Below are 12,463 nucleotides of genomic sequence, written 5' to 3'. Positions count from 1 at the left end.
TGCCACGCAGCCGGCCCGTCGGGAGCCTCCACCCCGCGAGCCAGGATGGTGTCGCCCCGACGACGAGCGGTGCCCGCCTCGAGGCACGAGGCGGGCACCGCAGGTTCACCGTGGCGCGGCTGCGACGGCTGCGCCAGCTGGTGATCATTCGGAGGCGGGCTTCTCCTTGTCCTGCTCCGCGGACTCCTTCTCGGCGTCCTTCTGCTCGCGCAGCGCATCGGCGGCGGCCTCGTCGGCAGCCTTCTCCTCGCGCACCAGGGTGGTGAGGATCTTGACCACCTCCTTGGCGACGCCGGCGGCGGAGGCGGGGTTCTGGCCGGTGACCAGCAGCCCGTCGACGCTGACCTGCTCGGCCCAGTTCTCGGCCTGCTGCAGCACGGCGCCCTGGGCCTCGAGCTCACTGGAGAGCAGGAAGGGCATGGCCTCGGCCAGACCGATCTCGGTCTCCTCGGAATCGGTGAAGGCGGAGACCTTCTTGCCCTCGACGATGCGCAGGCCGTTGGCCAGTTCCACGTCGAGCAGGCCGGACGGGCCGTGGCAGACCGCGGAGACGACGGCGCCGCCGTCGGCCATCGTCGAGACCAGGCGGGCCAGGTGCTCGTTGCCCCGGAAGTCCACCATCGTGCCGTGGCCACCCACCAGGTAGACCGCGTCGTACTGGTCGGGCTCGACGAACTCCAGCTTGGCGGTGTTGGCCAGACCGGCCTGCACCGTCGCGTCGTCCTGGTACTCCTCGGTGATCTCGTCGGCCTCGCTGTTGGGGTCGATGGGCGGGGTGCCGCCCTTGGGGGAGGCGAAGTCCACCACGTGCCCGGCGTCCCGGAAGACCTTCCAGGGGTGGGCGGCCTCGCTCAGCGTGTAGCCGGTGGGCGCGCCATTGATCTCGTCGGCGCTGGTCAGCACCATCAGTACCTTCTTCATCCCTCCATGAAAGCCGCCCCCGGGTGGCCGGGTAAAGCCGCTACGCCTGAGGTGAACAGCAGCGCGGGGGGCCTGGTACCCGGCTGGGGCGTGCGGACGGGCCCCGGCACCGCGAGGGTGCCGGGGCCCGCCGTCCTGCAGTGGTTCAGCTCCGGTCAGGACGGGCGATCACTTCTTCTTGCGGCCCACGAAGGTGCCGGCGAAGACGATCCCGCAGATGCCCGCACCGAGCCCGAGCGGCGAGAAGCCGTCCGACTGGTCACCGGTGTGGGGGAGACCGGAAGGACGCTCGTTCTGCGTCTGGGGCATCGGCAGGTCGGCAGGGGCCTGCGGGTTGACGACGACGATGGTGCGGGGGGTCTCGCTCGGCTGGGGCATCGGCAGGTCCGAGGGGCTCTCGGAGGGCTTCTGCGAGGGAGCGGGGTCGTCGGAGGGATCGTCCGAGGGGGTCTGGGACGGGTTGGGCATGGGCAGATCCGAGGGGGTCTCGGAGGGGGCCGGGGTCTCCGACGGGGCCGGGGTCTCCGACGGGGCCGGGGTCTCCGACGGGGCCGGGGTCTCCGACGGGGCCGGGGTCTCCGACGGGGCCGGGGTCTCCGACGGGGCCGGGGTCTCCGACGGGGCCGGGGTCTCGGAGGGAGCCGGGGTCTCCGGCTCGCACTCCGGGCCGTACAGGATGGTGCTGTCCTGGTAGATCTCCGAGTCCTCGCCCGGGGTCAGCACGCCGTCGCCGATGACGTCGTCGATCTGCTCCTGGGTTCCCTTGTAGTGGTCCACCTGGACATTCCGACCGCAGGGGATGTCGGAGCCGACGGGGATGCGCGTCTGGGTGTACTCGTGCGCACGGCTGGGCTCGGCGCCCTCGGGCAGCAGCCACCAGACGGTCTCGGTGACCTGGCCGGGCTTGGGGGCGGCGGAGGTGGTGGGGTCGGCAGGCTTCGGGCTCTCGCTGGGCACCGGCTCGGCGGTCTTGCTGGGCTCGGGAGCAGTGGTCTTGCTGGGCTCCGGATCAGCAGTCCTGCTGGGCTCCGGAGCGGTCGTCCTGGTCGGCTCCGGATCAGCGGTCCTGGTCGGCTCGCTGGTGGCCGGAGTGGTCGGATCGGTGGTGCCCACCGGCTTCACCGGACCGCAGTGGTCCTCGTTGACGCCGCCGGTGTTGCCGTGCTCCTTGCAGTCCTTGCCCTTGTCGGCATTGGGGTCTTCCTTGGTGGGCTTGCCGGTCTTGCCGTGGTCGCTGCCGTCCGCCTGCTCCTTGCTCTGGTCGGTCTGCGTGGAGGTGGCCGTGGGCTTCGCGGTGGCGTCGGGGCTGGCGTCGGTGTCAGCCATGGCGTAACCGGTGCCGAACCAGCTGCCGCCGGCGAGGACCAGGGCGCCGATGCAGGAGGCGGAACGGATCGAGGTACGAGAGATGGAGCGCATGTGCGCAGTCCTTCCTGACAAATCCGTGGATCGTCACGCTCCCCCGAGCGCGAGACATCGATCCACTGTTTGCCCGGGTCACTCCCCTCGGCCTGGGGCCGATTTCCCATGGTGCTTGCGCCGGGCAACTGCCCCCATCCTTGACGAGTTCCCGGGAATTCGCCACCAATTCCCAAAACCCATTCACTAGGGAATTCATTTCATAACCCCTAGTCAGAATGATTCTGATGCGATCCTGAAAAGCATTCTCATTAATCAGATGACCCACATAGTAAATAGGATATGCGTCATATTAACTAGTCATATGTACGTCATAATTGCTGGGAATGAGGAGGCCATTCCCGCGAATTGGGTGCGGCAGGGAACCCCATCGCGCCTCGGCCACCGAGCTGCGACGCTCGTCCGTGCCCCTCGGCCGGCGGACGTGCGACGGCCCCCGCCGGCTGGTGCCGGCAGGGGCCGTAGAGCCGCTGCACCCGGGAGTGGGGGGTCAACGCGCGTCCCCTGGGAAAACCGGGGCGGGACTGCGGAGAGGTGCGCGGCTCGCGAGAACAGTAGACCCCCGGTGCGGAGGTGACCAAGCCGGGCTTGTCCGGCCCGGGTGGGGGCTCCGCTCAGGCGTTGACCTGATCCCGGGAGGCGGCCTGGCTGGCCGCCCGGCGCGCCAGCGGCAGGGTCATCTCGAAACAGGCCCCGATCCGTCGGGGCCGCCCGTCCTCGTCCAGCGGGACGGCCGCCTGCACGTCGTTGACGTAGACCACGTCGCCGCCGTGTGCGCGGGCATAGCCACGGGCGATCGGCAGCCCGAGGCCGGAGCCCTTGGTGGTGGAGGCCGTGCTCGACAGCCGCACCAGGCGGTCGAAGACGCGCTCCTGGTCAACCGGCTCGATACCCGTGCCGGAGTCCACGACGCTGACCACCGCCATCTCTGCCCCGGTCGCGCAGTCGGTGCGCGTCGAGAGGTCCACCAGCACCCAGCCCTCGCTGCCGGCGGCGCGGGCGGCATTGTCCACCAGGTTGCGCATCACGCTGGTGATGCCCTGGCGGTCGGCGTTCACCAGCAGGTTGGGTCCCTGGACGATCGCCTCCAGGCGGGGATAGGTCAGCGAGAGCCGGCGCTGCTCGGCCAGCGCCAGGTCGGCCAGGTCGAGCAGCTCGCGGTGCAGCACCGGGCCGGCATCCACCCGGGCCGCCTCGAGCAGCGAGTTCACCAGGTGGCCGCCCCGGTTGGCCTCCCGCGCCAGCAGGAAGGCCAGCTGCTCGCGCTCCTCGTCGGAGTCGGAGGGCAGCTGGATCAGCGACTCGGCGGCAGCCTGGATACCGGCCATCGGGGTCTTCAGCTCGTGGGCGGCATCGGACAGGAAGCCCTGCATCTGGTCGGCCGAGGCCCGGGCATTCGCCTCGGCCGCGCGGGCGCGGATCTCGGCGCCCTCCAGCTCGTCGAGCATCTCGTCGATGGCCATGGCGGTGCGACCCACCTCGGTGGTGTCGCTGGGGGGCGCCATCCGGATACCTCGCTCCCCCTCCGCGATCCGGTTGGCCCGGTTGGCCATCACCTCGAGCGGCTTCAGGGCGACGTCGGTGATCGCGACGGTGAGCATGGTCCCGCCGGCCACGCCGAGCAGGCCCACCAGGCCCAGGGCCCGGTCCAGGGAGTGACGCGCACTGGTCATCGGGTCGGTGGACTCCCAGACGGTGACCACCGTGCCGCTCAGCTCGCCGGCGGTGTCCAGCGGCTCCGACAGCTGCCGCGAGCGGTCCGTCGGGGGCGCCTCCCCCACCAGGCTGCCGTCCGCGAGCCGGAGCTGCACCCGCTGCTCGCGCTGCGAGAGCTCGCTGATCAGCTCCTGCGGGTCGTTGGTGCCGGACAGCGTCTGGGCATGGTCGAGCCCCTCGCGGAGGCGCGTGTCCATCTCGTGGATCTGGCGGTTGATGAACAGTGCGTCGGTGACGATGCCGACCGCCAGCATGGTGAGTGTCAGCACCACGAACATGGCGCCGAGCACCCGGACCCGGATCGATCGGTTACCGATCACCGGGACCAGCTCTCATGAGGTGCCGAGCCGGTAGCCGCGGCCGCGCACCGTGTGGATCACACGCGGTCCGTGGGCCTCGAGCCGGCGCCTCAGGCTGGAGATGTGGACCTCGACGATGTTCTCGTCGTAGCCGTCATATCCCCACACGGCCGTCAGCAGCTGGGTCTTGGACACCACGCGCTCAGGGTGCTTGGCCAGCTGGCTCAACAGTCGTCGTTCGGTCTCGGTCAGGTCGACGGTCACTCCGTCACGGGTGACGATGGCGGCATCGTCGGCGATGGTCAGGTCTCCCACCGTGACGCTGCTGCCGATGGCGCCGGTACGACGCAGGATCGCCTCGATCCGTGCCATCAGCTCCACCATGGCGAAGGGCTTTGCCAGATAGTCGTCCGCGCCCTGGCTCAGGCCGCGGATCCGGTCGGTCATCTCGTCACGCGCGGTCAGCATCAGTACGCCGGCACGCGAGAGCTTGCGCACCACGCCCAACAGCTCGAATCCGTCCCGCCCCCCGGGAAGCATGACGTCGAGGATGACCAGATCGGGCTGGCTGGAGGTGATGGCACGCTCCAGGTCAGTTCCATCCGGCAAGGCTTGTGCCATGTGGCCCTGCGAGCGCAGGGCGGACACCACCGAAGCCCTGATGACCTCGGAGTCCTCAACAATCAATACCTTGCTCACATTGACATTCTGCACGGTTGACCACGTTTGTGCGAGCATCAGACCGGCATCCCACCCCTCGGCCAAACAATCCCCTTCCGGTGGCCAAATACGGCTGCGACGGGTTCATTCGAGCGGCAGGGTGGCGCGCAGCACCCACTCGTCGTCCTCGAGGCCGGCCCGGCAGCTGCCGCCCATCAGCTCCATCCGGTCGGCCAGCCCGCGCAGGCCCAGGCCGTTGGACAAGGGGGAGGGCGGCCGGGGCGAGTCGTCGTGGCGGTTGGCCATCCAGAAGTCGACGCCGCCCGCCTGCCGACGCACCCGGACCAGCACCGGGGCACCTGGCCCGGCATGGCGCAGCACATTGGTGGTGCCCTCCTGCAGCAGGCGGACCAGGCTGCGGCGCACGCTGACCGGAAGCTGGTCGAGCCGGTCCAGCTCCAGCACCACCGGGTGGCCCTCGGCGGCGAGCTCCTCCGCCATCCGCTCGGCGACGAGCTCGGGCTGCAGCACGCCCCCCACCTCCTCGCCGGTGAGCACCACCCGGCCGAGCGAGGACAGCTCGGCCCGGGCCTGGTCGGTGGCGGCCTGCACCCGGTCCAGTACCAGGTCCAGCTCGGCCGGCTCGCGGCTGTGCCGGTGGCCCATGATCTGCAGGGTCACCACGGAGAGCTGGTGGGCGACGACGTCGTGCAGGTCCCGCGCCAGGTCCTGACGCACCTCGGCGAGCATGTCCTCGCGGCGCTCCTCCAGCTCCAGGCGGCGACGACGCTGGGCGCCGGTGCGCTGCTGCTGCAGCAGCAGGGCGTAGCCCAGCGCGGCGGCCGGCAGGCAGACCACCAGGTCGTCCAGCAGCAGGCTGCTCTCCTCAGTACGCACCCGCAGCACCAGCTGGGCCAGACCGGCCAGCGAGAGATAGGAGGCCAGCCGGCGTGCATCCAGCGACTGGATGGCCACCAGCACCGCGGCGGCCAACCCCAGGCCGGGCGTCGCGAACGGCCAGGCGGCCGCCAGCCAGAGCCAGCCCATCATGGCCACCAGGCCCAGGTCGCAGCGCACCACCAGCAGCGCCATGGCGGCACTCTCGAGCCGGGCGGGCAGGGTGATGTGCTGCAGGTTGATCACGCCCAGCACGGCCAGCAGGACGAGGCGTACCACCATCCCCCAGGGCACCCGGCGCGGCTCGGGAGCGGCGTCGAGCACGTTCTCGCCGCGTGGCAGCCGCACCAGCAGCTGGGAGCCCCCGGTGGGCGTGGCCCGTCGCTGCACCCTGCCACCCAGCAGTTCCAGCCGGGCGTCGAGCGCATCGGTGCGCAGCAGCAGCGGTTCGGCCAGCTGCACCCTCACCTGGGCCTCCCGCTCCGCCAGACCCACCGTCACCAGGGCCAGGTCGGGGCGCCGTGTGCTGCGCAGCAGGGGAACGACGGCTTCACGCACCACCCGCGCCAGCGCCCGCTCCGTGGCCAGCTCCAGCTGCTCCAGGTCATCGGGGACAGGCACCTGGGCCGCCACACCGCGCTCCGTGAGCTCCTGGTTGGCCTGGTCGATGGCGGCCGTCAGGCTCTCCGCCCGTGCCAGGTCGCTGTGCGCCAGGTCGTCGGCCTGGGGTCCGGCGCTGTCCACCAGCACCTGCATCACCAGCCGCATCTCCACCAGTGCCGCGCGGGTGGCCAGGTCGATCCGGTCCAACAGGTCGATCCGGCCGGGGACGTCGTCTCCCCCGGGACGGTGACGCAGCAGCCGCTGGATGTCGGAGAGCCGGGCGCTGACGGTCTGGTGGAGCTCGTCCACCAGCCGGGAGCGCTCCCGGTCACGGACCGCGGCCAGCGAGGCCTCCAGTTCCACCAGCTCGTCGTCGGTGCTCACCAGCCGTCGCAACTGCACCCGGCGCGCCCAGCCCGCCACCAGGGCCAGCGGCACCAGGGCAGCGGCGGCCATCGCCCCGGCCAGGCCGGCGGAGCCGTCCCCACCGGTGAGGGGCCAGGCCAGGGTGCCGACCGTGCCCAGCAGCAGGGCCACCACGGCCACCAGTCCGCGCCGCCCGGCCCGGGGCAGGTGCACCACGGTCAGCACCACCGACAGGATCGACAGCGCGCCCATCGCCTCGGGCGCTCCCGACCAGGCCGCCACCAGGCCGATCGCCAGCGGCAGCCAGGTCCAGCGCGCAGCCAGCACCAGGGTGAGGGCGGCCACCAGTGCCATCGCCACGGCCACCAGGTGGATCGGGCTGGTGGTGCCCCAGCCCTGGAACTCGCGCACCACGAAGGCCACCGCTGCCAGGCAGAGCACGACCCGCACCCAGACCCGGCGGGCGGCGCTGTGCTGGCGGACGGAAACAGTCATCGTCCGACAGCCTGCCGCGCGCAGGCCGGTGGCGCCAAGCGGGGGTCGAGTCGGCCTTGTGGACCAGGACGTGCTTGGATCGACGGCATGCAGCAGCCTGTGAGGATCCTGGTGGTCGACGACGACGAGCTGGTGCGGGAGGCCTACCGCTCCTTCTTCGCCAGCCGTCCCGACATCGAGGTGGTCGGCGAGGCGGGCGACGGCGCGGCCGCCACGGAGGCCACCGACCGGCTGCGTCCGGACGTGGTGCTGATGGACCTGCAGATGCCCGTGATGTCGGGCATCGACGCCACCGCGGCGATCATGGCGCGTCATCCCAATGCCTGCGTGGTGGTGCTGACCACCTTCGGCACCCGTGACCACGTGGTGCCGGCGCTACGGGCGGGTGCGGCCGGCTACCTGCTCAAGGATGCCGGTGCGGAGGCCCTGCTGCTCGCGATCCGCCAGGCCCTGGCCGGGGAGATGCCGCTGTCCCCCAGCGTGCGGCGTGAGCTGGTCCGCTCGGTCACCCAGGAGCCCTCCGGCCCCGACGAGGGCGCCCCGTCGATGAGCGAGCGGGAGCTGGAACTGCTCGGCTGGCTGGCGCACGGACTGTCCAATGCGGAGATCGCCGGACGGATGTACCTCTCGGAGAGCTCGGTGAAGCAGTATCTGGGCAACATCGGCACCAAGCTGGGCTGCAGCAGCCGCACCCAGATCCTGGTGCGCTCGATCCAGCTGCGGTTGGTGGACCCGCACGCCCTGCCGCCGTTGCTGTGAGCCCTTCGGTGCTGGCCGGCCGACTCCTCCTCAGGACGGAGGTCCGGGCCGCGGCAGATGGCTAGGGTCGGCGCATGGACTGGTTCGCGTGGTTCGGCGCCGAGGACGACTGGCAGCGCCCCCGTCCCCGGCTGGAGCGCGCGGACTGGCTGGTGGCCGTGGCGCTGCTGGCCTTCCAGGCCCTGAGCCTGGAGCTGGTGCGCTCCTTCGCCGACTTCAGCGGCGCCCGTCCCGCCTGGGTGCAGTACCTGGTGCTGGCCTGCCTGGCTCCGCTGGCGCTGCTGCGTCGTCGCTTCCCACTGCTGGTGGGGATGGCCTGTTTCGCGCTCTTCTTCGTGGCCGGCACCTGGGTGGTCGAGGTGGGGTACCTGATGAGCTTCCAGGTGGCCTGCTTCTTCCTGTTCTACTCCACGGTCTCCTGGGGCCAGGACCGTCGCCAGGTGGCGCTGGTGGTCGCGGGGCTGATGGTGCTGCTCTTCGCCTGGGTGGCGGTGGACTTCGCGATCGGGCAGGGCATGGAGGTCTACCGACGCAGCCTGGACGGCGGCCACCCGCGGGGCCTGCTGCCCGCCATCCCCTCCTACGTGGTCTACAGCTTCCTGCTCAACACGCTCTGGGTGGGCGGCTCGCTGGCCGTGGGGCAGTCCGCCTGGCGCCAGGCCCGCAACCAGGCCCTGCTGGCCGACCAGGCCGCCACCATCGGCGCCCAGGCCGAGGCCCTGCGGGAGCAGGCGGTGGTGGACGAGCGGCTGCGGATCGCCCGCGAGCTGCACGACGTGGTGGCGCACCACGTCTCCGTGATGGGCATCCAGGCGGCCGGGGCGCGACGGCTGCTGGAACGCGACCCGGCCACCGCCGCCGACGCCCTGGCCCACGTCGAGAACTCCTCCCGCGAAGCGGTCAACCAGATGCGGGGCCTGTTGGGAGCGCTACGGGGCAGCGAGCCCTCCCCGGCCGAGGAGGGACGTGAGCCCCAGCCCACGCTGGCCGGGCTGGAGCAGCTGTGCCGCAGCTCCAAGCCGCCGGCCGAGCTCACCGTGGTGGAGCACCGCGAGGGTGCCGTGGCGGCACTGCCGCTGCCGAGGCAGCTGGCGCTCTACCGGATCGTGCAGGAGGCGCTGACCAATGTGGCGCGCCACTCCACCGCCAACCGGTGCTCGGTGACGCTGCGCACCACGCCCGGCTGGGCCGAGGCGGAGGTGCTCGACGAGGGCAGCCCGCGCGGCGGAACCTCCGGCACCGGGCTGGGCCAGCTGGGGATGCGCGAGCGGGTCACCGCGATGGGCGGCGTGGCCGAGATCGGCCCCCGCGCCACCGGTGGCTACCGGGTCCGGGTCCGTTTCCCGATGGAGGGTGAGAGATGATCCGCGTCCTGCTGGCCGACGACCAGCCGCTGGTGCGCACCGGCTTCGCCATGATCCTGTCGGTGGAACCCGACCTGGAGGTGGTGGGCCAGGCCTCCGACGGGCAGCAGGCGGTGCAGCTGGCCCGCGAACTGCGCCCCGACGTGACCCTGATGGACGTCCAGATGCCGCGGCTCGACGGGGTGGGCGCCACCGCAGCCCTGGTGGCCGAGGACCTGGGCAAGGTGGTGATCCTGACCACCTTCGACCGCGACGACTACCTCTTCGACGCCCTGCAGGCCGGCGCCAGCGGCTTCCTGCTCAAGAATTCCGAACCGGAGCGGCTGGTGGAGGCGATCCATGCCGCCGTCGAGGGCCATGCCCTGCTCTCGCCCGAGGTGACCACCCGGGTGATCGCCCGGATGGGTCGCGACCGGACACGGCCCGGAACCGCTCCCGGCGCCCGTCCCGGGCACCACGGAGGTGCTGGCCACCCGGAGCTGACCGCCCGGGAGCGCGAGGTGCTCTGCCTGATGGCCCAGGGCCTGTCCAATGCCGAGATCGCCGGCCTGCTCTTCGTGGGCGAGGCGACGGTGAAGACCCATGTCTCCAACGTGCTGGCCAAGCTGGGCCTGCGCGACCGGGTGCAGGCGGTGGTCTGGGCCTATCGCCACGGACTGGTCGATCCCGCGACGGACTGAGCAGCACCCCTCCCCCCCTGAGGAGGAGACCGGCGGATCCGTCGCGCGGGCGATGTGCGTGGCCCAGCCGCTTGGGAGGCTGGTAGCACACCAACACTTTCAGGGGGAGAGATGCTCGAGGTCCAGGGCCTCACGCGACGCTACGGCGAACGCACCGTCGTCGACGACGTCAGCTTCGACGTCGGCACCGGCCAAATGATCGGCTTCGTCGGCGGCAACGGCGCCGGCAAGACCACCACCATGCGGATGATCATGGGGCTGCTGGCCCCCGACGCCGGCACGGTGCAGTGGCAGGGCCGACCCGCCGGCTACGCCGACCGAGCCCGCTTCGGCTACATGCCCGAGGAGCGCGGCCTGTACCCCAAGCAGCCGATCGTCGACCAGCTGGTCTACCTGGCCCGGCTGAAGGGCCAGGCCAGCGATGCGGCGCGCACCGAGGCGCTGGAGATGCTGGAGCGTTTCGACCTGGGCGCTCGCGCCAAGGACAAGCTGGAGACCCTCAGCCTGGGTAACCAGCAGCGGGTGCAGATCGCCGCCGCCATGATGAGCGATCCCACCTGCCTGGTGCTGGACGAGCCCTTCAGCGGCCTCGACCCCACCGCCATCGACCAGATGGCCGCCCTGCTGCGCAGCCGCGCCTCCGACGGCGTGCCGGTGCTGTTCAGCAGCCACCAGCTCGACCTGATCGACCGGCTCTGCGACGGGCTGGTGATCCTGTCCCGCGGACGCGTCGTGGCCCGCGGATCCAAGCAGGAGCTGGAGTCGCGGGGGCGGGTGCGCCACCGCCTGGTGGCCGATGCGGACACCGGTTGGGTGCGTGACCTGGCCGGCGTCGTGGTGGTGGACGTCGACGGCCCCACCGCCCTGCTGGAGCTGGACTCGCCCGAGGCGCGTCGTGCCGTGCTCACCGAGGCGCTGCGCCGCGGCGAGGTGCACGAGTTCAGCCCGGTGCGGGCCTCCCTGTCCGAGATCTACCGCGAGGTGACGGCATGACCACCCAGACCACTGCTCCCCAGCCTGCCGCCGGCAGCACGGCGCCTCGCAGGCGCGGCGAGGCCCCGTGGCGCACCGTGATGGTGCGCGAGATGATGGTGAAGCTGACCGACAAGTCCTATGTGATCGGCACCCTGGTGACCCTGCTGCTGGTGATCGGCTCGGCCGGGATCAGCGCCCTGATGGCCAACCGTGGCGACCACACCGACCTGGTGGCGACCAGCCCGCAGGCCCAGTCCTTCGCCGACGGCCTGGCCACCGCGGTCCATGCCGCCGACGACAAGGACGAGGTGAGCGTGCACCGCGCCGCTGACGTGGCGGCCGCCGAGCAGATGCTGCGCGCCGGCGATGCCGACGCGCTGCTGGAGCAGGTTGACGGCCGCTGGCGCCTGGTCTTCAAGGACTCGGTGGACGACGGTCTGGTGGCCTCCGTGAACGCCGTGCTGAACCAGCAGGTGCTGGAGCAGGCCGCGAAGTCCGGCGGCACCTCGGTGGCCGAGCTGAACCAGGCCAGCACGGTGCAGACCCGTCAGCTGGACGGGGACTCCCAGCGCGGTGGCCTGGGCAAGGTGATCGGCCTGGTCTTCGCGGTGCTCTTCTTCATGTCGGCGCTGACCTTCGGCATGCAGATCGCCCAGTCGGTGATCGAGGAGAAGCAGTCGCGGATCGTGGAGATCCTGGTGGCCGCCATCCCGGTGCGCCAGCTGCTGGCCGGCAAGGTGCTGGGCAATACCGTGCTGGCCCTGGCACAGATGGCGCTGATGGTGGGCGCGGGCCTGGTGGGCGCCAGCTTCGTGCCCCAGCTCAAGGCCTTCCTGCCCGAGCTGGTCCAGGCCTCCGGCTGGTACCTGCTGCTCTTCCTGGCCAGCTTCATGGCCCTGGCCTGCGTCTGGGCCGCGGCCGGTGCGATGGCCACCCGCAATGAGGACCTGCAGCAGACCAGCTCCCCGCTGATCTACCTGCTGATGATCGCCTACGGCGCCGGCTTCATGGCCAGCGGCGTGTGGAAGGTGGTGCTGAGCTATGTGCCGATCATCTCCGGCATCCTGATGCCCACCCGGATCATCGAGGGCACCGCCCACTGGTGGGACGGCGTGATCGCCCTGCTGGTCAACATCGCCTTCGCGGCCGTGACGGTGCTGCTGGGTGAGCGGATCTACCGACGCGCGCTGCTGCGCACCCAGGGCCGGCTCAGCTACCGCGAGGCGCTGAAGCTCAAGGCCTGAGATCGCCATCCCTGACAGACGAAGAGCCCCGGTCCGTGACCGGGGCTCTTCTGCGTGCTGGGTGC

10 protein-coding genes are annotated in these 12,463 nt (G+C 71.2%); 5 read left to right on the top strand and 5 right to left on the bottom strand.

Features of this window, described 5'->3' with window-relative positions:
• Window positions 1-144: 144 nt before the first annotated feature.
• The 5 genes from ABD073_RS13615 to ABD073_RS13595 all read right to left on the bottom strand — a co-directional run bounded on the left by ABD073_RS13615 (window position 145) and on the right by ABD073_RS13595 (window position 7,376).
• Window positions 145-921, bottom strand: coding sequence for a type 1 glutamine amidotransferase domain-containing protein (locus tag ABD073_RS13615; RefSeq protein ID WP_343875458.1), 777 nt, complete (start codon window positions 919-921; stop codon window positions 145-147).
• Between the two features lie 168 nt (window positions 922-1,089).
• A complete protein-coding gene (locus tag ABD073_RS13610; RefSeq protein WP_343875455.1) occupies window positions 1,090-2,340 on the bottom strand; it encodes a hypothetical protein in 1,251 nt (416 codons plus the stop codon).
• A 614-nt stretch (window positions 2,341-2,954) separates the two neighbouring features.
• Window positions 2,955-4,376 (bottom strand): HAMP domain-containing sensor histidine kinase, encoded by a 1,422-nt coding sequence (locus ABD073_RS13605; RefSeq protein ID WP_343875452.1) that lies wholly within the window; start codon window positions 4,374-4,376, stop codon window positions 2,955-2,957.
• Window positions 4,377-4,388: 12 nt separating this feature from the next.
• Window positions 4,389-5,120 (bottom strand): response regulator transcription factor, encoded by a 732-nt coding sequence (locus ABD073_RS13600; RefSeq protein WP_343875450.1) that lies wholly within the window; start codon window positions 5,118-5,120, stop codon window positions 4,389-4,391.
• Between the two features lie 39 nt (window positions 5,121-5,159).
• Window positions 5,160-7,376 carry a sensor histidine kinase gene (locus ABD073_RS13595; protein WP_343875449.1) on the bottom strand — a complete coding sequence of 739 codons (2,217 nt, stop codon included), beginning with the start codon at window positions 7,374-7,376 and terminating at the stop codon, window positions 5,160-5,162.
• 87 nt (window positions 7,377-7,463) lie between these two features.
• On the opposite strand from ABD073_RS13595, the gene ABD073_RS13590 reads away from it, so the two are divergent.
• From ABD073_RS13590 to ABD073_RS13570, 5 genes are all read left to right on the top strand, one after another.
• The gene (locus tag ABD073_RS13590) at window positions 7,464-8,135 is read left to right on the top strand and encodes a response regulator (RefSeq protein WP_343875448.1); all 672 of its coding nucleotides are present in this window, start codon (window positions 7,464-7,466) and stop codon (window positions 8,133-8,135) included.
• Window positions 8,136-8,209: 74 nt separating this feature from the next.
• A complete protein-coding gene (locus ABD073_RS13585; RefSeq protein ID WP_343875446.1) occupies window positions 8,210-9,499 on the top strand; it encodes a sensor histidine kinase in 1,290 nt (429 codons plus the stop codon).
• The gene (locus ABD073_RS13580; protein ID WP_343875445.1) at window positions 9,496-10,179 is read left to right on the top strand and encodes a response regulator; all 684 of its coding nucleotides are present in this window, start codon (window positions 9,496-9,498) and stop codon (window positions 10,177-10,179) included. Before ABD073_RS13585 ends, ABD073_RS13580 begins: the two co-directional genes overlap by 4 nt.
• A 111-nt stretch (window positions 10,180-10,290) precedes the next feature.
• The gene (locus ABD073_RS13575) at window positions 10,291-11,172 is read left to right on the top strand and encodes an ABC transporter ATP-binding protein (RefSeq protein ID WP_343875444.1); all 882 of its coding nucleotides are present in this window, start codon (window positions 10,291-10,293) and stop codon (window positions 11,170-11,172) included.
• Window positions 11,169-12,398: an ABC transporter permease gene (locus ABD073_RS13570; protein ID WP_343875442.1), complete on the top strand. Its 1,230-nt coding sequence runs from the start codon at window positions 11,169-11,171 to the stop codon at window positions 12,396-12,398. Before ABD073_RS13575 ends, ABD073_RS13570 begins: the two co-directional genes overlap by 4 nt.
• The last annotated feature ends 65 nt before the right edge of the window (window positions 12,399-12,463 follow it).

This window comes from Luteococcus peritonei (genome assembly GCF_039526385.1).
GTDB classification, from domain to species: domain Bacteria; phylum Actinomycetota; class Actinomycetes; order Propionibacteriales; family Propionibacteriaceae; genus Luteococcus; species Luteococcus peritonei.
This window is presented reverse-complemented; position numbering and strand designations above follow the sequence as displayed.